The organism is Methylobacterium sp. J-067 (assembly GCF_022829465.1).
In the GTDB taxonomy this organism is placed as follows: Bacteria; Pseudomonadota; Alphaproteobacteria; order Rhizobiales; family Beijerinckiaceae; genus Methylobacterium; species Methylobacterium litchii.
This window is the reverse complement of sequence record NZ_JAKSXZ010000128.1, coordinates 172,579-196,779: the sequence shown is the minus strand read 5'-3', so window position 1 is coordinate 196,779 and position 24,201 is coordinate 172,579. Positions and strand designations below refer to the sequence as shown.

The 24,201-nt window shown below is 70.3% G+C and carries 23 protein-coding genes and 1 tRNA gene; 11 read left to right on the top strand and 13 right to left on the bottom strand.

All coding sequences use genetic code 11. The features are described 5' to 3' along the window. The 3 genes from MKK52_RS19120 to MKK52_RS19110 form a co-directional block, all read right to left on the bottom strand. Positions 1 to 975, bottom strand: a 975-nt coding sequence (locus tag MKK52_RS19120; protein ID WP_243956448.1) for an MCP four helix bundle domain-containing protein, incomplete at its 3' end; no start/stop codon positions are given. A gap of 356 nt (positions 976 to 1,331) precedes the next feature. Further along, the gene (locus MKK52_RS19115) at positions 1,332 to 2,090 is read right to left on the bottom strand and encodes a YfdX family protein (RefSeq protein ID WP_243956446.1); all 759 of its coding nucleotides are present in this window, start codon (positions 2,088 to 2,090) and stop codon (positions 1,332 to 1,334) included. A 108-nt stretch (positions 2,091 to 2,198) separates the two neighbouring features. Next, positions 2,199 to 3,092, bottom strand: a complete 894-nt coding sequence (locus tag MKK52_RS19110) for a LysR family transcriptional regulator (RefSeq protein WP_243956444.1) — start codon at positions 3,090 to 3,092, stop codon at positions 2,199 to 2,201. 132 nt (positions 3,093 to 3,224) lie between these two features. Here MKK52_RS19110 and MKK52_RS19105 point away from each other — a divergent pair, with 132 nt between their 5' ends. From MKK52_RS19105 to MKK52_RS19070, 8 genes are all read left to right on the top strand, one after another. Continuing rightward, positions 3,225 to 4,589: a 2-hydroxycarboxylate transporter family protein gene (locus MKK52_RS19105; protein ID WP_243956443.1), complete on the top strand. Its 1,365-nt coding sequence runs from the start codon at positions 3,225 to 3,227 to the stop codon at positions 4,587 to 4,589. 18 nt (positions 4,590 to 4,607) lie between these two features. After that, a complete protein-coding gene (locus MKK52_RS19100) occupies positions 4,608 to 5,465 on the top strand; it encodes an HpcH/HpaI aldolase/citrate lyase family protein (protein ID WP_243956442.1) in 858 nt (285 codons plus the stop codon). Then, entirely contained in the window at positions 5,462 to 6,703 is a 1,242-nt protein-coding gene (locus MKK52_RS19095) for a CaiB/BaiF CoA transferase family protein (protein ID WP_243956441.1), read from the top strand. The genes MKK52_RS19100 and MKK52_RS19095 overlap by 4 nt, the downstream gene beginning before the upstream one ends. Before the next feature lie 23 nt (positions 6,704 to 6,726). Beyond that, a complete protein-coding gene (locus tag MKK52_RS19090; RefSeq protein WP_243956440.1) occupies positions 6,727 to 7,656 on the top strand; it encodes an amidohydrolase family protein in 930 nt (309 codons plus the stop codon). Between the two features lie 14 nt (positions 7,657 to 7,670). Continuing rightward, positions 7,671 to 9,128 (top strand): MmgE/PrpD family protein, encoded by a 1,458-nt coding sequence (locus MKK52_RS19085; RefSeq protein WP_243956439.1) that lies wholly within the window; start codon positions 7,671 to 7,673, stop codon positions 9,126 to 9,128. Between the two features lie 134 nt (positions 9,129 to 9,262). After that, positions 9,263 to 10,525 carry a PQQ-dependent sugar dehydrogenase gene (locus MKK52_RS19080; protein ID WP_243956438.1) on the top strand — a complete coding sequence of 421 codons (1,263 nt, stop codon included), beginning with the start codon at positions 9,263 to 9,265 and terminating at the stop codon, positions 10,523 to 10,525. Continuing rightward, a complete protein-coding gene (locus MKK52_RS19075) occupies positions 10,522 to 11,115 on the top strand; it encodes a c-type cytochrome (RefSeq protein ID WP_243956437.1) in 594 nt (197 codons plus the stop codon). The genes MKK52_RS19080 and MKK52_RS19075 overlap by 4 nt, the downstream gene beginning before the upstream one ends. A gap of 44 nt (positions 11,116 to 11,159) precedes the next feature. Further along, entirely contained in the window at positions 11,160 to 11,501 is a 342-nt protein-coding gene (locus MKK52_RS19070; RefSeq protein WP_409564697.1) for a hypothetical protein, read from the top strand. Positions 11,502 to 11,735: 234 nt separating this feature from the next. Here MKK52_RS19070 and MKK52_RS19065 read toward each other — a convergent pair. Next, positions 11,736 to 11,811: transfer RNA gene (locus MKK52_RS19065), tRNA-Phe, on the bottom strand. A 187-nt stretch (positions 11,812 to 11,998) separates the two neighbouring features. On the opposite strand from MKK52_RS19065, the gene MKK52_RS19060 reads away from it, so the two are divergent. From MKK52_RS19060 to MKK52_RS19050, 3 genes are read left to right on the top strand one after another with little or no spacing between them, the layout of a single operon-like run. Beyond that, complete coding sequence (locus tag MKK52_RS19060; RefSeq protein ID WP_243956435.1) at positions 11,999 to 13,339, top strand: MFS transporter; 1,341 nt, start codon at positions 11,999 to 12,001, stop codon at positions 13,337 to 13,339. Continuing rightward, a complete protein-coding gene (locus MKK52_RS19055; protein WP_243956433.1) occupies positions 13,290 to 14,270 on the top strand; it encodes a DUF6925 family protein in 981 nt (326 codons plus the stop codon). The genes MKK52_RS19060 and MKK52_RS19055 overlap by 50 nt, the downstream gene beginning before the upstream one ends. Positions 14,271 to 14,272: 2 nt before the next feature. Continuing rightward, a complete protein-coding gene (locus tag MKK52_RS19050) occupies positions 14,273 to 15,325 on the top strand; it encodes a HoxN/HupN/NixA family nickel/cobalt transporter (RefSeq protein ID WP_243956432.1) in 1,053 nt (350 codons plus the stop codon). Positions 15,326 to 15,328: 3 nt separating this feature from the next. Here MKK52_RS19050 and MKK52_RS19045 read toward each other — a convergent pair whose 3' ends face one another. From MKK52_RS19045 to MKK52_RS19005, 9 genes are all read right to left on the bottom strand, one after another. After that, a complete protein-coding gene (locus MKK52_RS19045) occupies positions 15,329 to 16,309 on the bottom strand; it encodes a hypothetical protein (protein ID WP_243956430.1) in 981 nt (326 codons plus the stop codon). Positions 16,310 to 16,517: 208 nt separating this feature from the next. Further along, entirely contained in the window at positions 16,518 to 17,024 is a 507-nt protein-coding gene (locus MKK52_RS19040) for a copper chaperone PCu(A)C (RefSeq protein WP_243956428.1), read from the bottom strand. A 69-nt stretch (positions 17,025 to 17,093) separates the two neighbouring features. Further along, a complete protein-coding gene (locus tag MKK52_RS19035; RefSeq protein ID WP_243956426.1) occupies positions 17,094 to 17,720 on the bottom strand; it encodes a CpaD family pilus assembly lipoprotein in 627 nt (208 codons plus the stop codon). Further along, positions 17,717 to 19,282 (bottom strand): type II and III secretion system protein family protein, encoded by a 1,566-nt coding sequence (locus MKK52_RS19030; protein ID WP_243956424.1) that lies wholly within the window; start codon positions 19,280 to 19,282, stop codon positions 17,717 to 17,719. Before MKK52_RS19030 ends, MKK52_RS19035 begins: the two co-directional genes overlap by 4 nt. Before the next feature lie 194 nt (positions 19,283 to 19,476). Further along, on the bottom strand, positions 19,477 to 19,836 hold the full coding sequence (locus MKK52_RS19025; protein ID WP_243956421.1) for a YybH family protein: 360 nt from the start codon (positions 19,834 to 19,836) through the stop codon (positions 19,477 to 19,479). Beyond that, entirely contained in the window at positions 19,833 to 20,732 is a 900-nt protein-coding gene (locus MKK52_RS19020) for a hypothetical protein (RefSeq protein ID WP_243956419.1), read from the bottom strand. The genes MKK52_RS19025 and MKK52_RS19020 overlap by 4 nt, the downstream gene beginning before the upstream one ends. Beyond that, complete coding sequence (locus tag MKK52_RS19015; protein WP_243956417.1) at positions 20,729 to 22,375, bottom strand: radical SAM/SPASM domain-containing protein; 1,647 nt, start codon at positions 22,373 to 22,375, stop codon at positions 20,729 to 20,731. Before MKK52_RS19015 ends, MKK52_RS19020 begins: the two co-directional genes overlap by 4 nt. 9 nt (positions 22,376 to 22,384) lie before the next feature. After that, positions 22,385 to 22,882 carry a hypothetical protein gene (locus MKK52_RS19010; RefSeq protein ID WP_243956415.1) on the bottom strand — a complete coding sequence of 166 codons (498 nt, stop codon included), beginning with the start codon at positions 22,880 to 22,882 and terminating at the stop codon, positions 22,385 to 22,387. Further along, entirely contained in the window at positions 22,876 to 24,057 is a 1,182-nt protein-coding gene (locus MKK52_RS19005) for a hypothetical protein (protein WP_243956414.1), read from the bottom strand. The genes MKK52_RS19010 and MKK52_RS19005 overlap by 7 nt, the downstream gene beginning before the upstream one ends. Positions 24,058 to 24,201 lie beyond the last annotated feature (144 nt).

Below are 24,201 nucleotides of genomic sequence, written 5' to 3'. Positions count from 1 at the left end.
CTCGGCGGCGGTGCCGCTCATGGTGCCGGCCGTGGCCTGCAGCTCAGTGGCCGAGGACGAGACCATCCCGATGATCCCGCCCACCGCCGCCTCGAAGCCGTCGGCCATCTGCCGCATGCCGGCCTTGCGCTGCTCCTCGGCCGCGAGCCGGGCCTGCGCGGTGTCGGCTTCGAGCTGCCGCGTGCGGATCAGGTTGTCCTTGAACACCTGGACGGCCGACGCCATCGCGCCCACCTCGTCCCGGCGCGCACGGTGGGGCACCTCGGCCTGCGTGTCGCCGCCGGCCAGCACGGTCATGGACGCCGTCATCGCCTCGATCGGGCGGGACACGCGGACCAGAACGAAGAGGGCGGCGCCCAGCGCGGTGAGCAGGCTGAGGGCGACGGTGACATAGGCCGTCGTGCTCGCCGCGTCGGTGGCGCCGATGGCGCCGTCGGCGTCCCGATGGGCCCCGCGCTCATTCAGCTCGATGGACTTGCCGAGGGTGCTGCGGACCGCATTGTAGAGATCGATGTTGGCCGGATCCGCCATCAACCGGGCTCCGTCGGTCGGCCGCCCGGCCTCCGCCAGCTTCATGGCGTCGTGGCCGATCATGTCGTAGCGACCCCAATCGGTCGAAAACGCCTCGTACAGGGCGCGCTCCTCGGCGGAGGAGATCAGCGGCTCATAGGCCCGGCGCGCCTTGTCCAGCGCCGCATTCACCTCGTCCATCTGTCGCACGATGTCGGTGCGGCTCTGCGAGGCGTCCGCGAGCGCCAGGACGCGCAACTCCTTGATGCGCACCTCTGCGGCGGCCGCACGGAGGTTGGTGACGGCGATCACCGAGGGAAGCCAATTCGTGGCGACCTCGTTGACGTTGGCCCGGATGCCGGCCAGGCGCGTGATCGAAAGGACGCCCTGCCCGACGCAGAACAGCGTGAGCAGGCCGAAGGCGGCAAAGAGCGAGGATTTCACGGTGAGGGCGAAGCGCATCATTCCATCCCGGGAGATCGAGCCCGGATGGACGCACGCCCCCTGCCGGTGGGCAGGCATCGACGCGGCCGCACGGGCAGAATGGGGGGCATGGATCGCACGACGCACGAGACAGTCGCCGCTCGTCCAAGCAACGCTATCGTCGTGCGGCCCTCTTAATAAAACGATTGTTTCTGACTGTAGCGGCGGTGCTTACCCGTCAAATAAAGGTGATTCGAAAACGGGGTGGAGAGCCCTATACGTCCAAGTACCGTATAGCCGTTTTGTCGCACGTCGTCGGTGCCCCTGAATGCCGGCATGCGCTGCTCTGACGACGGGGCCGGCGCAGACCGTCCTGCGCCGGCCGAACCGGATGCCGGTTACTTGGTCGTCTTGGCGCTGCCGGTGGACCCGGTCGCCTGCGCCGGGGCCGTCTTGGCTGCCTGCGGCAGGGCGATGGCGTCGATCACGTCGAAGCGCACCGCGTCCTGAGCCGTCTTCAGGACCGCGTTCGCCTCGTAATACTTGCCCTGGCCGATCAGCGTGGCGGCCTGGTCGACATCGGAGATGGTCTTGTCGAGGGGCAGGACGGCCATCGTGAAGTTGACGTCGACATGGGCCAGCTTGAGCTTCTCGAGCGCGCCCTTCTGATCGCCCTGGGCGAGGTTCTTGTTCGCCTCTGTCACGGCGGAGGCCTTCTCGGGCGTGGCCACGAAGTCGTCGCCCAACGTCAGCTGCGCATCGACGGGCACCCAGGCCATCGGCTCCTTGGAAGCCGGCTTGGCGTCGGTCGTCGCGGCCTGCGCCGTTCCCTTGTGGCCGCCGAGGTCGGCTTGTGTCCTGAGATCGGCCTCGGCCTTGGTGAACCGGGCGTCGTCGGTCTTCGCCTTGGCGAAGGCGGCCTGCGCCTTGGCGATCAGGTCCTTCGCCTGGGCGGGGTTCGCCTCGAAGATGGCGAGCCGCGTGAGTTGCAGATCGCGGAAGCCCTGCGCCCCGTCCTTCGACAATTTGCCGACATCCTTGTCGACCACGTTGGTCTGCGCGGCATTCGGCTGAGCCGCCTGCTCGGCGGCGTAGGCCGTCCCACCGAGGATGGTGGTCAGCACGAGCGCCGCAGCCATGGATTTACGATAGGCCATCTTTCCAGCTCCATCCGAACGGGGAACAAGCGCCGATGACTTGCGCGGCTGCTTTCATCCCGTGTTCAGATCATAGACTTCCTCCCTATTGGTCGGATGTCCGCCTGATTAAAAAACCTTAATCTCACTTTTGAGTGCGTCGTAGAACAGGGCGGCGGCGGGCGTCAGCGACGTGTTGCGGCGGCGCACGAGGCTGATCGTGCGGTGGATCACGGGCTCGGTCAGCAGGATCTCGATGAGGTCGTCGCGCGGCGCGGCGCCCTTCAGCGCCGCCGGGAGGATCGCGGCGCCGATGCCCGCCGAGACCAGCGCCAGGGCGGTCGGCGTGCTCTCGACCACGAACCGCCCACGGGGCGGCAGGCCGACGGCGCGTAGCTGCGCCTCGACGCGGGGCCGGTTGCCGCTGGCGCCGCCGAGGGTCACGAGATCCGTGCCGGACAGGTCGGTCCACCGGACCTCGCGCCGCCCGGCCAGGGCATGGCCGGGGTGGCAGATCAGCACGAACGGATCCCGCACCAGCCGATCCTCGACGAGGTCGGGATCCGCCTCCTGCTGGATGTGGATCCCGAAATCCGCCTCCCCCTTGCGCACCGCCTCGGTGACCAGGGCCCCGGAGCGTTCGAGGATCTGGACCCGGTTCTGCGGGTGATCGCGCGCATAGGCCTGCAGGACCGCCGGCATCCGGCGGAAGGCGATCGATTGGACGGTCGCCACCGTCACGTCGCCGATGCCGAGCCGCGAGGTCGTGCGCAGGCGTTCGACCCCATGGGTGAAATCGCCGATGAGCCGCGTCGCCAGCGGCAGGAACTCGCGGCCCACCGGGCTCAGGCGCACCGTCCGCGTCGTGCGGTCGAGCAGCACCGCGCCGAGGAAGGCTTCGAGCTTCTGGATCCGCCGCGTCAGCGCCGTCTGGGTCAGCCCCAGGCTCTCCGCCGCCCGGCGGTAGCTGCCGAGCTCCGCGATCAGCACGAAGGCCTGCACGCCGTCCACGGGGAGTTTCATGCTAAATGATCATGAATTGATGAGATCAATTCATTTTACTCGATGATCCCGGCGCGGGACAAGGAACGCGGGGCCATAACCCGCCCGATACGACTCGACCCCGGCTCGAAACGGGGCGATGCGGAGGAAACGATGAGCGCGCATGCCGCCGCCGGGTCGCCGGTCGCGACCTCGACCCGTCCGGCGCTGGCGCCGACCTCCGTCTGGGCGCGCGCCATGGCGGCACGGGTCGGCATCATCCCGCTGCCGGTCTATCTCCTCCTCCTCGCCCTGATCGCCGCCTTCGCCGTCAGGGGAAAGTTTTCGGGCGAGGTGACGGTGATGATCGCCGTCATCGTCGCGGGCGGCTTCACCTGTGCCGAGATCGGCCGGCGCATCCCGCTGTTGCGGGCGGTCGGCGGGTCGTCCCTGGTGACGATCTTCCTGCCCTCGTTCCTCGTCGCCCATCAGCTGCTGCCGGCTCCGCTCGTGCAGGCGGTGACGACCTTCACGAAGTCGACGAACTTCATCTACCTGTTCATCACCGCCGTCGTGGTCGGCTCGATCCTGAGCATGGACCGCCGGGTGCTGATCCAGGGCTTCGCCAAGATCTTCGTGCCCCTCGCGCTCGGCTCCCTCGCCGGCCTCCTCGTCGGCGGAGGCGTCGGCTGGCTCGTGGGCATCGGCTTCTGGCGGTCGATCCTCTACGTCGTGGTCCCGGTCATGGCCGGGGGCGTCGGCGAGGGCGCGATCCCGCTTTCGGTCGGCTATGCGGAGGCGCTCGGGGTCGATCACGGCGGGATGCTGGGCCAGATCCTGCCGCTGGTCTTCTTCGGGAACCTCGTCGCCATCATCTGCTGCGGCGCCCTCAACACCCTGGGCAAGCGCCGCCCCGACCTCACCGGCAACGGCCGGCTCCAACCCGCCGCGCCCGGAGAGGCGGAGGCCGATGCCGGCGCCGTCCACCGCGACACCTCCGGGATCGATGTCGCCACCGTCGCGGCCGGCGGCATCACGGGCATCGCCATCTACGTCTTCGGCACGCTGATCCACGCCCTCGTCGGCCTGCCCGCCCCCGTGGCGATGCTGTTCCTCGTCGTGATCGTAAAGCTGCTGCGCGCGGTGCCGGCCCCGCTCGAAGAAGGCGCCCGCGTGGTGTTCCGGTTCTTCGTGGTGGCGGTGACCTACCCGCTGCTGTTCAGCACGGCGGTGGCGCTGACCCCCTGGCACGAACTGGTCGCGGCGTTCCACCCGGCCAACCTCGTCACCATCGTGGCGACCGTCCTCGCCCTCACCGGCACCGGCTACGTCGTAGGGCGCTGGCTCGCGATGTACCCGATCGAGACCGCCATCGTGAACGCCTGCCACAGCGGCCTCGGCGGCACCGGCGACGTGATGATCCTCACCGCCGCCGAGCGGATGGAGCTGATGCCCTTCGCCCAGGTCGCGACCCGGATCGGCGGGGCGCTCACCGTCACCGCCGCGATCGTCGCCATGGCCCATTTCCGAATCGTCTGACGGAGGCGCGCCGTGCTGATGCGCTCGAAACTATTCGTCCCGGCCTCCCGGCCCGACCTGTTCGCGAAGGCCGCCGCCGGCCCCGCCGACGCCCTCTCCTTCGACCTCGAGGATGCCGTGCCGGAGGCCCGCAAGGGCGAGGCGCGAGAGACGCTCGCGGCCTATCTGCGGGAGGCGCCGTCCGGTTCGGGCCAGATCGTCGTGGTGCGGGTCAACGCCCCCGGCACTGCGCATTTCGCGGCCGATCTGGAGGCGGTGGCCCTGCCGCGCACCGACCTCGTCAACCTGCCGATGGTCGAGGAGCCGGCCGCGATCACGGATGCGGCCGCGCGTCTCGACCGCCTGGATCCGGAGGGCCGCATCCGCCTCCTCGTCAACATCGAGACCCCCCGTTCGCTGCGCCGGGCGGCGGACCTCGCCTGCGCGCATCCCCGCGTCGCCGGGCTGCAGATCGGCTACGCCGACCTGCTGGAGCCCTGCGGCATCGACCGGGACGATGCCCCGGCCCTCGCCCAGATCCGCGTGGCCGTGCGCCTCGCCGCCGCCGAGGCCCGGGTGCCGGCCTATGACGGGGCCTTCGCGGCGGTGAAGGAGCCGGAGGCGTTCCGCGCCGAATGCGAGGCCGCCCGGCGGCACGGCTTCGCGGGCAAGACCTGCATCCACCCCTCCCAGGTCGGCATCGCCAACGCCGCCTTCCTGCCGCGCCCCGACGAGGTGGAATGGTCGCGCCGCATCCTCGCGGCGGCCGCCGAGGCCGAGACACGGGGCCTCGGCGCGATCCTCGTGGACGGGCGGATGATCGATCCGCCCTTCCTCGCCCGCGCCCGCGCCGTCGTGGCGCTGTCCGACCTCCATGCCGGGACGCAAGCCCGATGACCCCGCCCGACCTGCACCGGCGCGATTACCGGCCCGAGGCCAAGGGCATCCTCGACGGGGTGCGCATCCTCGACCTCTCCCGTCTCTTCGCGGGCAACGTGCTCACGCAGATGCTCGGCGATTTCGGCGCCGAGGTCATCAAAGTGGAGCCCCCCGAGGGCGACACCCTCCGCGCCTGGAAGACCGAGGGCGTCGAGACCCATTGGAAGATCTACGCCCGCAACAAGAAGAGCCTGTGCCTGTCCCTGCGCGATCCGCGCGCCGTCGAGGTGCTGCGCGCCCTGGTGCCCTCCTGCCACATGCTGGTGGAGAGCTTCCGGCCGGGCGTCCTGGAATCGATGGGCCTGTCGCCCGAGGCCCTGCACGCCCTCAACCCCGGGCTCACGATCATCCGCATCTCCGGCTGGGGGCAGGACGGGCCCTACGCGCAGCGGCCCGGCTTCGGCACGGTGATCGAAGGCTTCTCGGGCTTCGCGGCCATGAACGGCTTCGCCGACCGCGAGCCGGTGCTGCCGCCGATGTACCTCGCGGACGGCGTCGCCGGCCTCACCGGGGCCTCGGCCGCAATGATCGCCCTGCGCGAGGTGGAGGTGAACGGGGGCAAGGGCCAGGTGATCGACCTGCCCCTCCTCGACCCTCTCTTCGCGATCCTCAGCCCGCAGGCGGCGCATCACCGGCTCACGGGCTGCGTGAAGCCGCGCACCGGCTCGCGCTCGACGAACTCGGCCCCGCGCAACGCCTATCGCTGCAGCGACGGGCTCTATGTCGGCCTGTCGGGCTCCATCCAGAAGATGGCCGAGCGCCTGTTCCGGGCGATCGGACGTCCCGACCTCGTGGACGACCCGCGCTTCCGCACCAATGCCGACCGGCTGCGACACGTGGACGAACTCGACGGCATCATCGGCGCCTTCATCGGGCAGCGGACGCAGGCCGAGAACGTCGCCTTCTTCGAGGCGGCCGAGGTGACGATCGGCCCGATCAACGATGCGGCGAGGCTGGTCGCCGATCCGCATGTGATCGCGCGCGAACTCGTGGCCGACTATCCCGACCCGGAAATGGGGCTCCTGCCCATGCATGCCGTTGTGCCGCGCCTGCACGACCGCCCGGGCTCGATCCGCACGCCCGCGCCCCGCCTCGGCCAACACAACAGGGAGGTGCTGAGCGGGGTCGGCATCGCCGACGCGGCCTTCGACGCTCTGGTCGAAGCGGGCGTCGTCCGCGGCGGCGAAACCCGCTGACGACTACGACAGGGAGGATGGGCATGCCCACGCTGACACGCCGCGGTTTCGTCGCCGCCGCCATGGCCGGATGGGCCGTCGCCGAGGGGACGATGGCCGCCGACGCGACGGTCCCGAACTCCGCCGGGACCGAGCGGCCGCGCCACCCCGCGCCGGCCCTTGCCTGCGATTCCCACTTCCACATCATCGACGCGCGCTTCCCGCCGCCGGACACGCCGAAGCCCCCCGGCATGACCTTCGACGATTACCGGCTGCTCCAGGCGCGGCTCGGCACGACCCGCGCCGTGCCGGTCCAGCCGAAGAACCATGGGACCGATCCGGCCTGCCTCCTCGACGCCCTGGCGCGGTTCGGCGGCAACGGGCGCGGCATCGCCGTCCTGCGCCCGGACGTCGCCGACGCCGAATTGAAGCGCCTGGATGCCGGCTACGTGCGCGGCCTGCGGTTCAGCGTCTGGAACCCCAACGACACGGTGGCCCCCATCGCGACGATCGAGCCGCTGGCCAAGCGCATCGCCGATCTCGGCTGGCACGTGCAACTGCACATGTCGGGGGACCAGATCCGGGAGAACGCGGCGCTCCTGAACCGGCTGCCCTGCCCCATCGTGTTCGACCATATGGGCCGCCTCGACCCGGCCAAGGGCCCCGACGACCCCGCCTTCGCGACCATCGCCGGCCTGGTCGACAAGGGGAAGGCCTGGGTGAAGCTCGCGGGCGCCTACCTGAACACCAAGGCCGGGCCGCCCGGCTACCCGGACGCCACGCGCACCGCCCAGGCCTTCGTGCGGGTCGCCCCCGAACGCCTCGTCTGGGGCAGCGACTGGCCGCACGTCACCGAGACGCACAAGCCCGACGATGCGGTGCTGTTCGACCTGCTCTCCGAGTGGGCCGGCAGCGAGGCGGTGCGGGACAAGATCCTCGTCGACAATCCGGCCAAGCTCTACGGCTTCGTCTGAGGGGAGAGCGGCCGATGCGGAACCCGATCACGCCCACCCGCCGTCAGGTCGCCGCGTGGCTGGGCGCGGGGGCGACGCTCGCCGCCGGACCGGCCAGGGCCGCCCCCGGCGCGGAGGCTCCCCTCGCCGACCGGCTCGCGGCCTACGCCCATGCCCTGCGGTTCGAGGATCTCGACCCGGCCGGCGTCGAGACGGTGAAGGTCCATCTCATCGACGCCCTGGGATGCGGGCTCGCCGCCCTTGATGCCGGGCCGGTGCGGATCTGCCGGGAGATCGCGCTCGGCGACGGGGCGGGCTCCGCGACCGTGCTGGGCACCGACCGGCGGACCAGCTCGGACTTGGCCGCCTTCGCGAACGGCGTCGCCATCCGCTACGAGGATTTCAACGACGTCTATGTCGGCCGGGAGCCCGGCCACCCCAGCGACAGCATCGCCGCCTGCCTCGCCGTGGCCGAGGCCGAAGGCGCCAGCGGCCGCGACCTGATCACGGCGATTGCCCTCGCCTACGAGATCGATTGCCGGCTGCTCGATGCGGCCGAGGTGACGGGGCGGGGCTGGGACCACCCGGTCTACAGCCTGCCCGCCTCGGCGCTGGCGGCCGGCAAGCTGATGCGGCTCCCGCCGGAAGCGCTGACCCAGGCCGTCAACCTCGCGATCAACGGCCACATCGCCATGAACCAGACCCGCGTGCAGACGCTGTCGGACTGGAAGGGCGTGGCCGATGCCGAGGCCACCCGCGCGGGCGTGTTCGCGGCGCGCCTCGCCCGCGCCGGCCTCACGGGCCCGGCGCCGATCTTCGAGGGCCGCGCCGGATTCTTCCAACAGGTCTCGGGCCCGTTCACGGTCGATGTCGGGGCGTTCGGCGGCCGGGGGCGCCCCTTCCGCATCGCGCGATGCGGGATCAAGCCCTACCCGGCGCAAGTCTACTGCCTCACGGCGATCCCGGCGGGCATCGCCCTTGCCGCGGAGGCGGGGGGCGTCGCGGCCATCCGCAGCCTGCGCATCGACACGACGCATCTCGGCTACGTCACCGCCGGCCGCGACCGCGAGAAATGGCGCCCCACGACGAAGGACACGGCCGACCACAGCCTGCCCTACATCACGGCGCGGGCGATGCTCGACGGCGCCATCACCAACGACAGCTACGCCCCCGACAAGCTCCGCGATCCCGCCCTGCTGGCCCTGATCGACCGGATCACGGTCGCGGAGGATGCCGCCCTGACGGCCATGCAGCCGACGGCGGTGCCGAACCGCCTGACCGCGACGCTGACGGACGGACGCGTCCTCGTCCGGCAGGTCGATGATGTCCCCGGCTTCGTGGCGCGGCCGATGACCCGCGACGACGTCGAGCGCAAGTTCCGCATGAATGCGGGCCGGCGTCTCGGCGCGAACAGGGTTCGCCAAGTCCTCGGCGCCTTCTGGGCGATCGACGAACGGCCCGACCTGACCGGCCTGCTCTCGGCCCTGTCGTGATCCGCGACGATGACGATGGGGGCCGCCTGTCGCCCCGGCACGCGGTTGTCGCCTCGTCAGCGCCGGGCTACGGGACCTATGAATTTCAATGCAGGCCGGAGCAACCGGCCGCCTCGTCTCGCTCGGGAGTGAACATGACGCCGAACCCGTCTCGCGGCCTCGCCGTCGCGGTCGCATGCCTCGGTCTGGCCGCCCTCGGGCCACTGCCGGGCATGGCCCAGGAAACCAAGGCGACCGCCGCCCCGCCGGCCAGCGTGCAGGTGGACAAGGGCTCGGCGCTCTACGGGCGCCCGGAGGGGACCGGCGCGGCGAAGCTCGCCCCGGTCGCCGGGCCGCCGATCGCCACGGCCGCCGCGAAACTGCCCCTCGACCGGCTGAAGGTGCCGGACGGCTTCAAGGTCGAGGTCTATGCCAGCGGGCTCGCCAACGCGCGCTCCCTGGCGCAGGCACCGGACGGCACCGTGTTCGTCGGCACCCGCACGGTCGGCAAGGTCTACGCCGTCCTCCCGGAGGCCGGGGCGGACGGCACGCACGCGGTCAAGACCATCGCGTCCGGGCTCCACCGGCCGAACGGCGTCGCCTTCCACGACGGCGCCCTCTACGTCGCGGAACTGTCCAAGATCTGGCGATACGACGAGATCCTCAAGCATCTCGACGGCGGCGAGACGCCCCAGCTCGTCTACGACGACCTGCCGAAGGACGAGGCCCACGGCTGGAAGTTCATCGCCATCGGGCCCGACGACAAGCTCTACGTGCCGGTCGGCGCGCCGGGCAACATCCAGCTCCCGCCCGAGACCCATGCGCAGATCCGGCGGATAGACCTCGACGGCAAGAACGCCGAGGTCGTCGCCCGCGGCGTGCGCAATTCCGTCGGCTTCGACTGGAACCCCAAGACCAAGCAGCTGTGGTTCACCGACAACGGGCGCGATTGGGTCTCGGAGGACATCCCCAACGACGAGCTCAACGTCGTGACCGATCCCGGCAAGCAGCATTTCGGCTACCCGTTCTGCCACCAGGGGACGTTCACCGACCCCGAATACGGCTGGGGCCATTCCTGCAGCGAGTTCACCGCGCCCGCCGCGCTGCTCGGGCCGCATACGGCCTCCCTCGGCATGCGGTTCTACACCGGCACGCAATTTCCGGACGCCTACAGGGACGCGATCTTCATCGCGCAGCACGGCTCCTGGAACCGCACCACCAAGCTCGGCGGTGACGTGCTGGTCGCCAAGCCCGGCTCGGACGGCAAGGTCGCCTCGACCGAGCCGTTCCTGACCGGCTTCCTGCAGGACAACAAGTATGTCGGGCGCCCCGTCGACGTTCTGGTCGCCAAGGATGGCTCCCTCCTCGTCTCGGACGACTACAACGGCGCGATCTACCGCGTGAGCTACGCCAAATGACGGGTAGGCGGGGTGCGTTCGGGGCGCTGGCTTCCCTCGCCGCCGTCGGCATGACCGGGGCGGCCCTCGCGGCCCCGGCCGCCGAGGCCCCGGTTCCGGAGAGGCTGACGGCCTGCGTCGCCTGCCACGGCGCGGGAACCTCTGCGACCGAGGGGGTGCCCTCGCTCGGGGCGCAGCCGGCGGATTACGTGGTGACGCAGCTTTTCCAGTTCCGGGAGAAGCAGCGGGAGGCGGCGCCGATGAACGACATCGCCGCCGGGTTCTCCGACGACGACCTCAAGGCCTATGCGGAGGCCGTCGCGACCCTGCCCGCGCCGGCCTGGTCCGGTGCCGCGCCGGACGACGCGCTCAAGGCGCGTGCCCAGGCGATCATCGTCAAGCACCAGTGCACGTCCTGCCACGGAGCCGACCTCGCGGGCCACGACGCGATCCCGCGGATCCGCGCCCAGCGGGAGGAATATCTCGCCAAGGCCCTGGCCGCCTACAAATCCAACGCGCGGCCGGGTTACGACCCGGCGATGAACGAGGTCGCCCAGGAGCTGAAGGACGACGAGATCCGCGACCTCGCCGCCTACATCGCGCGGCTTTGACGGGCCACCGAACTGAAACCGGTCGCAGCATCGAGGGAGGTCACATGCGCGCGTTGACTCTGCTGCGGGCGGCCGCCGCGGGACTGGCGTTGTCCTGGGCGATGGCGGCGGCACAGGCGGCTGAGTATCCCGCGCCCAAGGATGACGATTGGACGGTCAAGGACTTCACGTTCCACACGGGCGAAGTCCTGCCGGAGCTGCATCTGCACTACGTCACCATCGGCGATCCGAAGGGCGAGCCCGTCGTGGTCCTGCACGGCACCACGGGCTCGACGGCCAGCATGCTGACGGACGGCTTTGCCGGTGCGTTGTTCGGCCCCGGACAACCCTGCCCATCGCGAGCGGGCCCTCCGCACGGGATCGCCCCCTGGTCGCGGATATCCTGATCATCGCAAGCTGGGCTCGAAATTCCGGCTCGCTGGAATGCGCTGGGCCGTGATCCCCGATTCGCTTCCGCACCCTTTTCAATGAGCCTCGGCGTCGAGGCATGAGCGTCGCCGCCGCGATGGATGTCGGGCGTCCGTAAGCACGACCGGAATCCCCATCGGAAACTCATGCAAGGAGTTGCCCGTGGGGATAATCTCGAAATAACTAGCGTTAAGAGCGGCTTAGCCGAGGAGTGGTGCCCAGGGGCGGAATCGAACCACCGACACTGCGATTTTCAGTCGCATGCTCTACCAACTGAGCTACCTGGGCGTCGACGCGGGCCGTTTCGGCTGCGGACGGCGGGGGTATAGAGGCGGTCGAGGCTCCTGTCCAGCCTTGCTTTGCGCTTCTTGGCGCCGGCAACGATTCTCCCCGGGCCGGGCGGCGCGCCCTGCCCTTTCACGGGCGTCGCACTACCTCCGCCGTCCCAGTGCCGAACAGGCGAGAGCGTCACCGCATGGATTTTCCCACCCAAGCTGCCGCCACGCGGCCCGGCCTCGACCGGAAGTCCGTCGGCGCGGTCGTCCTCGGGAACGCGCTCGAATTCTACGATTTCACCGTCTACGCCTTCTTCGCGAAGCCCATCGGCGAGGCGTTCTTCCCCGCGGCCGATGCCAGCCACAGCCTGCTCGCGTCCCTCGCCCTGTTCGGCGTCGGCTACGTCATGCGGCCGATCGGCGGGGCGGTGATCGGGGCGCTGGCCGACCGGGCCGGGCGCAAGCCCGCCATGCTCGTCACCATCGCCCTCATGGCGGTCGGCATGCTCATCCTGGCCGCCTGCCCGAGCTACGCACAGATCGGGGGCTGGGCTCAAGCCATCGTCATTGCCGGGCGGCTCATCCAGGGGCTGGCGCTGGGCGGCGAGGTCGGGCCCTCCACCGCCTATCTCCTCGAAGCCGCGCCTCTCGGTCATCGGGGCTTCGTGACCAGCTGGCAGATCGCCAGCCAGGGCTGCGCCGCGCTGCTCGCGGGCCTCGTCTCCACCCTGCTGGCCCTCACCATCGGCGATGCCGCCATGAACCAATGGGGCTGGCGGGTGATGTTCCTGCTCGGCCTCACCGTGGTGCCGATCGGCCTCATCATCCGCAGCCACCTGCCCGAGACGGCCGGCGAGGGTGAGGATCCGCAGGCGGCGGGCTCCGCGCGGGAGGTGGTCGGGCGGCTCCTGCGCGACCATTGGCGGCTGCTCGGCCTGACCTTCCTCGTGATCGCGGCCTCCACGGTCTCGAACGCGGTCGGCACCAACATGCCCGTCTATGCCGGGGCGACCCTCGGCCTCAGCGAGACCGCCGCCACGGCGGTGCCCATCGCGCTGGGCCTCGCCTCGGTGGGCTTCCCCCTCCTCGGCGGCTGGCTCGCCGACCGGTTCGGGCGACGGCCGGTGATGATCTGGCCCCGCGCGGCGATCCTCGTCCTGGCGGTGCCGGCCTTCCTCTGGCTGCTGCGGACGCCCGGCCCGGCCGCCGTCTACGCCGTGACCTTCCTGCTCTCGGCCCTGTCCTCCATCAACGCCGCCGCGATCATCGTCGCCATCCCCGAGGCCCTGCCCCGCTCAGTGCGCAGCACCGGGCTCGCCCTGGTCTACGCCCTGTCGGTCTCGCTCTTCGGCGGCAGCACGAACTTCATCATCAACTGGCTCGTGACGTCCACGGGCGACCGCCTCGCGCCGGCCTATTATCTCGCGGCGTTCAGCCTCGTCGGCACCATCGCCGCGCTGCTGCTGCCGGAGACGAAGGACCGCAGCCTCGATGACGAGACCGACCCGGCCGTCGCCCCCGCCCGTGCCGCCGCCGAGTGAGAGCGCGGCCCCCGGCCCCGTGGACGCCCTCCTGCGCGGGGCGCTGGCGGAGGCCGAGACCAGCTGGAGCCTCGGCAGTTTCGGCGCCCTTGCCGCGTTCCGGCGGGATGCGGACGAGGCCGCCCTCCCCCTGGCGGACGGGCGCCTCGGGCTCGCCACGGCGCGGGGCGCCCTCGCCCTGGCGCCGCCGGCCACACTGCGGCTGCTTGCCTACGAGACCGCCTTCGCCACCGGCTGGAGCCACGCCGTCGCCCTGTGCCTGCCGGAGGAGGCCTGTGCCATGGCCCGGCGAGGCGCCCTCACCGAACTTGGGCCGGATGCGGATGCGGCGCGGGACCAGGATCGCGGGGCGATCCTATTCGATCTCGGCCTCTCCCTGCGCGCGGTCGATGCCTGCCTCCGCACGGCGGACCCCGCCCTCATCGCCCGCTTGCGGGCCGGAGGCAAACGCCCCTCGCTCGACTCCGGCGGCTGGCTCGCCGAGGCGAACCCGCACCGGGTGTTCCTGACGCGGATCGGCCGGATCGAGGTGTTCACCCCGTGGCAGGCGGGGCCGGAGGGGCCGCATGCGCGCCTCGTGCCGGAGATCCTGCGCGCCGGACGCAGCCATGCCGCCACGGCGCCGATCCCGCCCGGCTTCGTGCCCTGCGGCGCCCTGCACCCGCCGCACCCAGCGAAGGATGCCGCAGGCCGGGCGATTCCCTTCGTCCGGGCCCGGCACGAGGCCTTCCAGGCGATCCTCGATGCCTGGGGGGACCCCGCCCTCGTGGCCGCCAAACGCGCGGCCGAGGCGGGGCGCGCGCCGTCCCCGGACCTGACGCCCCCTGGACCCACGGGCCGGAGCCGCTACCTTCGGGCGGCGCTGCGGGCCGCCGAGGTCCAGGCGCCCTACCTGCGCGGTGACGCGCCGTCCCTCCGGCCCCACGGGTGACAGTGGTTTCCTCTCCTCCCGGGACATCACGCCTCAGACGGCGGCTCGGTCTCCTCGCGGCTCTGCTGGTCGCCGGCAATGTCGGGGCGTGGCTCTGGGCCTGGAGCGCCTTCGCGCACAGCCCGACCCTGCTCTCGACCGCCCTGCTCGCCTACGTGTTCGGCCTGCGCCACGCCGTGGACCCGGACCACATCGCCGCCATCGACAACGTGACGCGCAAGCTGCTGCAGGCGGGTCAGCGCCCGGTCTCGGTGGGGCTGTGGTTCGCGCTCGGCCATTCCACGATCGTGGTGGCCGCCGCCGCCGCCGTCGCGCTGGCGACGACGAGCCTCCTCACCGCGTCGGACGAGTTCCGGCAACTCGGCAACCTGATCGGCACCGGCGTCTCGGCCGGCTTCCTGATCGTGATCGGCCTCGTGAACCTCGTGATCCTGGCGGGCGTCTGGCGCAGCTTCCGGCAGGTGCGCCGCACCGGGCGCTACGAGGAGGCCGACCTCGACGGGCTCCTCGCCAGACAGGGAATCCTCGCCCGGCTGCTGCGTCCGCTCTTCCGCCTCATGACGCGCCCCTGGCACATGTATCCGCTGGGCTTCCTCTTCGCCCTGGGCTTCGACACCGCGACGGAGGTGAGCCTGTTCGGGCTCTCGGCGGCCGAGGCGAGCCGGGGGGCCGACCCCTGGGCGATCCTCGTCTTCCCCGCCCTGTTCACCGCCGGCATGGCGCTGGTCGACACCGCCGACGGGGTGCTGATGCTCGGCGCCTATCGCTGGGCCACCGTCCAGCCGATGCGGCGGCTGTTCTACAACCTCACCATCACGGCGATCTCGGTCGTCGTCGCCCTGGTGGTGGGCACGCTGGAAGCCCTCAACCTCATCGCCGACAAGCTCGGCCTGGAGGGCCGGTTCTGGGGCTGGGTCGGCGCCGTGAACGAGCATTTCGGGGTGCTGGGGTTCGGCATCGTCGGCCTGTTCGCGGCCGCGTGGCTCCTGTCCTACCTCGTCTACCGTCTCGGCGGGTTCGACCGCGTCGCCATCGCCCCCGCCGAGCCGCGCTGACGCTCAGGCCGAGCCGACCTCGTCGTCGGCGGCGGAGGCCTTGGCGCCCCGTCCCGGCCGGCGACGCTTGGCGGCGGCTTCCGCCGGATCCGGCTTCGAAGGAGCCTGCGAGAGGATGATCGGCTCCGAAGCGGGCGGGGATTTGGGCGCGGGCGCGGGAGCGGGGGCCGCCGCCGGCTCGGGCACGACGATCGGCTGGACCGGTGCGCTGCCCGACAGCAGGGCCGGCAATTCGCCCCGGAAGTAGAACGGGCCGACATGGGTCGTGCGCACCCACGGCGCCGCGTAGATCTTGCCACCGATCTCCCGCCAGCGCTTGCAGAAGGTCAGATCCTCCGAGAGCAGCCGCCCGTCGGGCTCGCGGTCGAAGGCAAAATACTCGACCAGGGTGTCGATGTTCGGCACGAGGTGGCGGTAGGCGTCGGGGAAGCGGCTCCGGGCGCCGGGATAGGCCCGGTCGATCCGGGCGAGGGCCGAGCGCGCGATCATCATGAGCCCCGCGCCGCCGGCATGGATCTCGTTGAGCCCGTTCGCGGTCAGGGTGGCCCGGTCGTCCAGGCCGTAGAAGTTCGTGCTGTAATCGGCCATCCGCAGGGCGATCTCGTGGGCCGGAAGGTCCGGATTCCGCCGGGCCGTCTCCACGACGCCGTGCCAGTTGATGTGCTTGGCCGGATAGGGGCCCAGCACGACCTCCCGCTGCTCCACGAACATGCGCAGGATGTCCGCCCCGTCGAAGCCGATATCGGCATCGACGTAGAGCAGGTGCGACAGGTCGCTGTGGTGCATGAAGGCGGCGGCCGCGACGTTGCGGTGCTCATGCAGCAGGGCGGTGCCGCTCACGTAGAAATAGTCGAACCCGATCCCCGCCTCGGCGCAGATCTTCTGCAGGGACAGCAGCCCCGTGACGTAGGGCATGTAGCAGGCGGCGCCGTAGACCGGTGTGGCGACGAAGATGCCCGGACGGGCGGGGGCCGGTTCGACCATCGCTGCGAATGCTCCGTGAGTGCGACGGCTCCGCAGGGAGCCGAATGCGCTCTAGCGCAAGCTTTCGTCTGCGCCAAGACGGTTTTGACCCGATGATTGACGGTTCGTGACTGTATTTCGATTGTATATCTATCGCGATGTAGATCGAGAGTTGAAATCGTCGAACGCGAAGACCGTGCCCCGGATCGGGCCACGGTCCCGCGACGCCTCAGTGGTGGTGTCCGTTGCCGTGGTCCATCTCGCTGCCGGCGGCGCCCGGCGCCTTGGCGGCCAGGGCCTCGACGCTGAACGTCACCGGCACGGAGCCGGCCTTGGCGAAGGTCAGGGTGCCCTTCACGGTCTCGCCCTTCTTCAGCGGATCCTTCAGGCCGAGGAACATCAGGTGGTAGCCGCCGGGCTTGAGCGTCACCGTCTCGCCCGGCTTCACGACGAGGCCGCTCTCCACCGGGGCCATCTTCATCACGCCGCCCTCCATGGACATGGAGTGGATCTCGACGCTGCCGGCCTCATCGAAGGTGCCGCCGGTCAGGGTGTCGGGCTCGGAGCCGGTGTTGGTGACGGTCAGGTAGCCGCCCGCGACCTTGGCGCCATTCGGCGTCGCCCGCGACCAGGGCTGGCCGATCTTGAGGGAGCCGGCGGTGAAGTCCTCGGCGGCGGCCGCGCCTGCCAGGAGCGGCGAAAGGCAGAGCAGCACGACTCGGGCGGTGGCACGCATGGATGATCTCTCCGTAAGGGGCAGCCGGATGGATGCGTACAGGCCGGCTCGCGGACGGGTCAACGCGCGTCAGGGTTGCGGGCTGCCCGGCGCGGGGGCATCCCGCTGGCCGAGGGCCGGCTTGGTGTCGCGGTAGCGCTCGATCCCCCGCGCCGCGTAAGCCCCGTCGCTCGGCACCACGACGTCCGAGCCGAGGAGGTCGGCGGGGTCGTTGACCATCGCCGCGAGGTTGCGGCGGGTGGAGCAGCCGAGGGTCGGCTCGAAATCGTTGTCGTTGACCGAGGGCCCGACGATGGCCAGCGAGGGGCAGACCGGGGCCAGCGCCGCGAACCGGGCGGCGATCACCTCCACCGCACCGGGCGGGCCCGATCCCGGCACGACGTGGATCTTCAGAGGATCGACGCCCGCCCGGCGGGCGACCGCGATCACCGCCCGCAGGCTCCCCCGGTCCCGGCCGTAGAGTGTGAGATGCAGGGCGTCGAACCGCCCCCGCGCGGCCGCGCCGAGGGCGCCCGCGAGTCGCCCGAGGGGGATGCCGCCGCGCCCGACGAGGAGGCGGGTCGGCACCGCCTCGACGCGGATCTCCTGCCCGTCGCCGCCCGTCACCGGCGGCGGCAGGGTGACGGGCGTGCAGCCGGCGAGGCCGGACAGGGCGGCGAGGGCCGCGAGGGCGGTTCTCACGGGGGCGCCGCTCATGGCACGCCGAGCCCCGCATCGCCCGTGAGCCCCACCGAACCCTTGCGCGGCGCCCGGCGGTTCGCGGGCGCCTTCGACTGGGTGTTGAGCAGGACGCGGCCGGCATCGGTCGGCGGCGCGAGCCGGTCCGTGGGGGCTTCGAGGGCCTGCGGCCCATAGGCCGCCCGCACGATGGTGGGGGTGACGATGATCACCAACTCGGTCTCCTCCTTCTGGAAGGCGCTGGATCGGAACAGGGCGCCGAGGATCGGGATGTCCCCGATGCCCGGCATGGTGCCGATGTTGGTGCCGAAGGTCTTGCGGATGAGGCCGCCGATGGCGAAGCTCTGGCCGCTCGCCAGTTCCACCACCGTGTCCGCCGAGCGCGTGGTGAGGCCGGGGATGTTCACCCCGTTCATGTCGATGCCGTTGGCCGGGGTGATCTCGCTCACCTCCGGCCGGACATGGATGTTGATGAGGTTGTTCGACAGCACGGTCGGCTGGAATTCGAGGCTCGCGCCGAAGCGGCGGAATTGCACGGAGGTCTGGCCCAAGCCCTGCGCCACGGGGATCGGGATCTCGCCGCCCGCCAAAAAACTTGCCTTCTCGCCGGAGATGGCGGTGAGGTTCGGCTCGGCGAGGATCGTCACGAGCCCCGATTCGGCCAGGGCGTCGAGGGTCGCCGACACGCTGTTGATGCCGTCGGAATAGCTGATGCCCAGGGAGTTGGTGCGCCCGGAGCTTCGCGTCTCCGGCGCGGCGCCGCGCCCGCCCGAGACCACCGTGAAGCCGACCGCGCCCGCATGGGTGCGCGCGTTGATGTTGATGCCGAATTCCTTGAGCACGCTGCGGCGGACCTCCGCGACGCGCACCTGCAGGTTCACCTGCAAAGCCCCCGACACGCGCAGGCGGTTCGTGACGGTCGCGCCCGCGCCGAGGAACTGGGCGGTGATCGCCTTCGCGCTCTCGACCAGGGCGGCATTGGGCAGGCTGCCGCTGAGCACCGCGCCGTTCGGCGTGTAGGCGACGTTGATCCGCTCGTCGCCGACCTCGGTGCGCAGGAGGCCGCGCAGATCCTCGATGGGCGGCGTCACCGCCACGCCGTACTCGGCGATGGGCTCGCCCAGGGCGTCGAGGGCGAACAGGCTGGTGCGCCCCGCCTTCTTGCCGAAGACGAACACGACCTGGTTCGACGGCGTCTGGATGTCGGCGATGGCCGGGTCCGCGACGAAGATCGAGCTGGCCGGGCGCCCGAGCCGCAGGGTCTGGCCCCGCGAGATGTTCAGGGCGATGTCCCCCCGCGCCGGCACCGCCGGCCCCGCCGCCGGCGTCGCCATCGGCCGCTCCGGCGCCGGACCACCGCCCCCCGAGGGCGGCTCGGGCTTCTCGACCTGCGGATGCACCTTGATCGCGATGGCCACGCTCTCCCCGCCCGGCGCGGAGGCGGTGGGCGCGGGATCGGCGGCGGCGCCCGTCAGGAGGGCGAGGGTGAGGGCCACGCATCCCAGGGCGAAGGCAGCCCCCCGCCCCGCGCCTGTTCCCACCATCCACATCGCCGACTGGGCCACTCCGATGCCTCGCATCCTTCACGGATCTTAAACGATTGCCGACGGGCATGTGTGACGTATCGGGCACGATCCTCGTGGTATTCGCGTCTATTGCAATGATATTTCGGCGACAATCGAAATAAATTCGCGAAAGGCGGGCAATCAACGCGGATCTGCTACGCTCGATTGTGCAGTGCGCAGCATGTGCGAATGGTCGGTCGGGTCTGGTGTCAGTTCCACATCTGCAGGGCGATCTTGCCCGGCGCATGTCCAGGCAGCCCGATCAGCCAGTTTCCCTCGTAGCGCCGGGCGAAGCCGTCCTGGCCGGGTCCGGTGATCTCCCATCGCCCGGTCGCGACGGTCAGGCCGCTCTCGGTGAGGAGATCGTCGATCCGGACGCGATAATCCTGGAAGCCCTGAGCGCGAACGCCGTTGAAGTAAATGCGCAGGGCGGCCTCGCCCGTCAGGATCGGGCGCCCCGGCGGGAAGACATGCGCGTCGGCGGCATAGTAGGCGACCAAGTCATTGATGCGCCCAGAATTGAATGCGGTGCTCCAGCCATTGGCCAAGGTCTGAATATTCATCTTCATGGCCGGACCTCGCTTGCTGACGTGATGGTAGCTATTCCCGCAGGGTGAGCCCCAACGAGGATCGGCCAGAACACCCAATCCACCAGCGGGCAGGCCGGCGGACGCCCGGGATCGTAGGGCGCGAGGCGGATCCGGTCGGGCTGCGGATAGTGGAGCATGAGGTGGTTCGCGCCCAGCCGCTTCGCGAGGACGGCGGAGCCGGCGACCACATCGACCCGGCGGCGGATGTCCTCGGCGGCGAACAACTCCACCTGCGCCGGCGCACGCCGCGACGGGGTAGGGGAAGCCAACGCGGGCATGTCGGCCATCGAGAAGATCAGGGTGCGCGGCGTGGCAATGGCCGCGAGATCCTTGAACCACGCCCCGCGCAGGGGCAGGCTCATGGGCTGTACCCTAAGTAGCCGCGCCGCGAGATTCGCGACGATCCCCAGCCGTGGCTCCGGCCGTACGCCCTGGTGCAGCAGCACGATGCGGTCACAGGACCGGACCTGCGTGAGATGCGCGGAGAACTGGAACAGGACCGAGAAGACGCAAGCATGATGGACCGTGTCCACCCAAAGGGGGCCGGCCCTGTCGAGGCCGCTCGCATCGCCCAATCGCAGGCTCCGCTCGACGGCCGCACAATAGGCCTGCGCCTGGGCCAGCGACAGGCTGGGCAGCACCAGCGGTTCGAAGGCGAAGTCGATCGTGTTGATCGCCGCGCGCCGTTCCTCGGCCTCAGGCAGGCTAGCCAGGCCCCCCGCCGCCCGCAGCAAGAGCCCGTCGTGTCGCCCGGAGCGGACCTCGGCGATCAGGCGGTCCCGCGTATGCCGGCTTGGCTCCGCCGCGAAGGTGCGCATCACGAGCATGTCGAACCGCTCGGCCTGGAAAGCGGCGGCGGAGATGGGCGCATTCATGATGGGGTGGCCTCGAGGGCCGCCTCGCCGGCCAGCATCATCGCCCGGTCGAACGGACGCCCGTGGAGGCGGCTCACCTTTTCCAGCACCACGGTCTGCGAAGCCCGCAGTGAATCCGGCGACTGGCGCTTACCGGATTGCTTGGCGTCCACGGTGGCTTCTTCGGGGAGCCACTGGTCCTGCGTGACGACACCCAGATCCTTCGCGCGGCTGAAGAGGTAATCGGCCGTGTTCCACTTCCAACTCGGGCAGGGCAACGCCGTGTCGTCCGGATTGTTGTAGATGAACCGATGCGCGCAGTGGCCGCCACAGAGGGGCAGGATCTTGCACGCGGAGCAGATCGCGTTGTCGAAGGGCGTCCACTGCTCCCACAGGCTGGCATTGACGCTCTCGTGCAGCGTGTCGGGCGTGAAGATGCTTCCCGTCCGCTTGGACGGATCGTGGGCCGTCTCCCAGCATTTGTGGACGTCGCCGTTGCCCGCGATCACGTAGCCCCCCTTCGAGGAGGCGACGCACAGGCCCATGAATCCGCTCGATGGGGTCTGGATTCCGGCGAAGCCGAGTTCGCGCGCCCTACCTTCCAAGGCCAGGACTTTCCGGTTGAACTCGGCCCGTGACAGCCGCTCCTCGAATGCGCTGCCGCTCTCGGGTGTGGAGGCCTCGATCGGCGAGAAATACACGCCGAACCGGCCGCGCTGCGCGAGCCGCCGCGCGGCGAAATCGTCCAGCATGGCGGCGGCGCGGTCGACGTTGCGCTGTCCGACGTTGACCCGCGTCTGGATCGACAGGGCCGTGGTATCGAGGGTCTGCTCGATGTTGTCGAGGATGCGGTCGAAGGTCCGCCCGCCGGAGGTCAGCGGTCGCATCGTGTCGTGGGTCTCGCGGTCGCCGTCGATGGTGACCTGCACCCATTGGACCCGGCGGGCATAGAGTTGGGCCGCCACTTCAGCGGTGAGGAACCACGCGTTGGAGACGATCCCGGCCCGGTAGGCGATGCCGTTCTTGTCGCAATAGGCGATCAGAAGATCGGACAGGCGGAAGATCGCATCCCGCCCCATCAGCGGTTCGCCGCCATACCAGACGACGCTCAGCGACTTGAGATCCCGACGGGACTTCACGAAGTCGATGATCGCATCCTGCACTTCCGGCGTCATCTTCTTCGAAGGCTTGTGCTGGCCCTGGAAGCAGTAACCGCACGCGAAGTTGCAGGCCATCGTGGGGGCCACCGTCAGCGTCAGGCTGTTGGGGGCATGCCGGGCCGATTCATACTCCGCCCGCACGACCGCCAACTCGTCGACGGCTTCGCTCACCACGTGGCCGCCGCCGATGAGCACCCGCAGCAGCAGGGGATCGCTGACGTGGTCGTCGCCGAAGACGCCCAACCCCGCCATACCAGCATAGGCCGCGCTCTCCCCGGCGGACAGGAGAATCAAGGAGCGCGTGCGGGCGTTGAACAACAGGCTGGCTCCGTCGGCCAACCGGACGGTGATGTCGTAACGCGAGGTCCTGTAGCGTGCCGTCTCGCTCCCGGGAGGGGGCAGCAGGCGCCGGAGGGTCTGCCGCGCAGCCGCCTCGAGAGCATCGGCCTGTGGCGGGAGATCGGCGGTCGAAACCTGCGAATCTTGGGCGTCGAAATCGAGCATGGTTCCCCCTCAGGCGGCTTGCGCCCGTGCGGCCCGGGCCCTGGCGAGCCGGTCCAACGTGGTCTGTGCGAGGTCGGCGAGCAGATCGTTGCACAAGGCCAGGAAGGCCTCGGCGCGGATCTCGGCGTCGATGATGGGCTGCCCCGTCTCCGCGTCATGGGGCAGGCCGGAGAGCGTCAGAACGCGGCGGTTCATGACGGTCACCGTGAAATCACCCCGTCCGTTCAGTCCCGCGATGCGCAGGGCGAAGCGCCCGCCCAGCGTTTCGAGATGGGCGGCGTCGTAGAAGCGCGGTACCGCGCCATGCATCAGCGTCGCGAAGTAGGGAGCGCCGGCTCGACCGGGGGCGGTGCGCCAGGCCGGCTCGGCGAGAATCCAGGATTCCAGCCGTAGCCCGGCGACGAAGGCCGCGAAGGCGTCCGGATCCGAGACGTAACCGCGACCGGCTGCGGTAATCTCCGCGAGGCTGAGCCGCGCGGCGCTGTGATGCCTGTCGATGATCAGCATGACGGCAGGAACGGAATGACGTTGATGATGCAGCACGAGAACGGGTCGCCGTTCTTAACGTTGACCGCACAAACGCCGCCCGCATCGACCGCACAGCCCCCGACATCGACACCGCAGGCCTCCCCGCCGGCCTTTACGGCACAGGCCACGGCATCCGCACCACAGATCCCCAGGTGAGCGTCGGCGCCGCACACATCCGCATCCGCCCCGCAGACCCCCGCCGCGGCATGCGCACCGCAGGCTCTCGCCGCCTCACCGCAGACTTCGGCGACGGCATCCGCCCCGCACACGCCCGCATTGACGCCGCATGCGATGGCTTCGAGGTCCGCGCCACATATCCTGGCATCCGCGCCGCAGATCCCGGCGGTGACATCTGCACCGCAGGCTTCGACGTTCGCCCCGCACGCGCCCGCTTCCACGTCCGCGCCGCAGGCCGCGACATCCATACCGCAGGCGGTGGCCTGGACGCTCGCTGCACCGAGCTTCACGTCGACGGCGCACGTCCCCGGAGAGCTGACCCTCGCGAGACAGGCGCTCGCGTCCACGCCGCAGAGCTTGCCGTAGCCGAATTTCGCTCCGCAGGAGCCTAAATTTGCCCCGCAGGCGCCGGCGCCGCCCGCGTTCGCCCCGCAGAAAGATGCCTTCGCGCCGCAGGCCGATGCGAAGCCGGCATTCGCGCCGCAGGCGCCGACGTCGGCGGCGCAGGCGGTGAACGCCCCGGCATTCGCACCGCAGGCGCTCATCTTGGCCCCACAGGCCGTGTCGAGCCCGGCCTTCAGTCCGCAAGCTCCGGCATCGGCCCCGCAGAAGCCGGCCATGCCGAGATTCGCGCCGCAAACGCTCATCTTGGCTTCACAGGCCGATTCCGCTCCGGCCTTGATGGCGCAGCCGAGATCCAGGGCCGCCCCACAAGTATTCATGGTCCCGGCATCGACGCCGCACAAGAAGTTCTGCTTCATCGTGCAGGTCGAGTCGCTGCTCTCCTTCACTCCGCAGAAGGGGTCATGCGCCTTGGGTTCGGCGCCGGCCTCCCCGGACGGCGGCATGTCCGCACCGCAGAGTCCCGCGTTCGCCAGCGTGGAGGTCCAGCTCTCCTGTGGGGTCGGCAAGTCCGCGCCACAGGGCGGAGGAACGATACCCGCAGGCAGGCGCGGCGAATCGATACTGACCGCCATGGTTCTTTCGCTCATTCGATGAGAGCAATCGGATGCGACACCGGCCTTCGCCGGATGCCGCCAGTGTCAGGATCCATAGGTCGCCGACCTGACGTCGATCTGACGGAATTTCGCTCTCGCTGGGGTGAGTGCCCGTTCGGCTTT

Bases quoted from the DNA above. Each gene is read 5' to 3' on its own strand.
- MKK52_RS19010 (WP_243956415.1), bottom strand. From the start codon at position 22,882: ATGCTGATCATCGACAGGCATCACAGCGCCGCGCGGCTCAGCCTCGCG.
- MKK52_RS19035 (WP_243956426.1), bottom strand. From the start codon at position 17,720: ATGAGCGGCGCCCCCGTGAGAACCGCCCTCGCGGCCCTCGCCGCCCTG.
- MKK52_RS19100 (WP_243956442.1), top strand. From the start codon at position 4,608: ATGCGCTCGAAACTATTCGTCCCGGCCTCCCGGCCCGACCTGTTCGCG.
- MKK52_RS19095 (WP_243956441.1), top strand. From the start codon at position 5,462: ATGACCCCGCCCGACCTGCACCGGCGCGATTACCGGCCCGAGGCCAAG.
- MKK52_RS19110 (WP_243956444.1), bottom strand. From the start codon at position 3,092: ATGAAACTCCCCGTGGACGGCGTGCAGGCCTTCGTGCTGATCGCGGAG.
- MKK52_RS19080 (WP_243956438.1), top strand. From the start codon at position 9,263: ATGACGCCGAACCCGTCTCGCGGCCTCGCCGTCGCGGTCGCATGCCTC.
- MKK52_RS19105 (WP_243956443.1), top strand. From the start codon at position 3,225: ATGAGCGCGCATGCCGCCGCCGGGTCGCCGGTCGCGACCTCGACCCGT.
- MKK52_RS19015 (WP_243956417.1), bottom strand. From the start codon at position 22,375: ATGCTCGATTTCGACGCCCAAGATTCGCAGGTTTCGACCGCCGATCTC.
- MKK52_RS19040 (WP_243956428.1), bottom strand. From the start codon at position 17,024: ATGCGTGCCACCGCCCGAGTCGTGCTGCTCTGCCTTTCGCCGCTCCTG.
- MKK52_RS19115 (WP_243956446.1), bottom strand. From the start codon at position 2,090: ATGGCCTATCGTAAATCCATGGCTGCGGCGCTCGTGCTGACCACCATC.
- MKK52_RS19070 (WP_409564697.1), top strand. From the start codon at position 11,160: ATGCGCGCGTTGACTCTGCTGCGGGCGGCCGCCGCGGGACTGGCGTTG.
- MKK52_RS19055 (WP_243956433.1), top strand. From the start codon at position 13,290: ATGACGAGACCGACCCGGCCGTCGCCCCCGCCCGTGCCGCCGCCGAGT.
- MKK52_RS19045 (WP_243956430.1), bottom strand. From the start codon at position 16,309: ATGGTCGAACCGGCCCCCGCCCGTCCGGGCATCTTCGTCGCCACACCG.
- MKK52_RS19090 (WP_243956440.1), top strand. From the start codon at position 6,727: ATGCCCACGCTGACACGCCGCGGTTTCGTCGCCGCCGCCATGGCCGGA.
- MKK52_RS19030 (WP_243956424.1), bottom strand. From the start codon at position 19,282: ATGCGAGGCATCGGAGTGGCCCAGTCGGCGATGTGGATGGTGGGAACA.
- MKK52_RS19020 (WP_243956419.1), bottom strand. From the start codon at position 20,732: ATGAATGCGCCCATCTCCGCCGCCGCTTTCCAGGCCGAGCGGTTCGAC.
- MKK52_RS19005 (WP_243956414.1), bottom strand. From the start codon at position 24,057: ATGGCGGTCAGTATCGATTCGCCGCGCCTGCCTGCGGGTATCGTTCCT.
- MKK52_RS19060 (WP_243956435.1), top strand. From the start codon at position 11,999: ATGGATTTTCCCACCCAAGCTGCCGCCACGCGGCCCGGCCTCGACCGG.
- MKK52_RS19025 (WP_243956421.1), bottom strand. From the start codon at position 19,836: ATGAAGATGAATATTCAGACCTTGGCCAATGGCTGGAGCACCGCATTC.
- MKK52_RS19085 (WP_243956439.1), top strand. From the start codon at position 7,671: ATGCGGAACCCGATCACGCCCACCCGCCGTCAGGTCGCCGCGTGGCTG.
- MKK52_RS19075 (WP_243956437.1), top strand. From the start codon at position 10,522: ATGACGGGTAGGCGGGGTGCGTTCGGGGCGCTGGCTTCCCTCGCCGCC.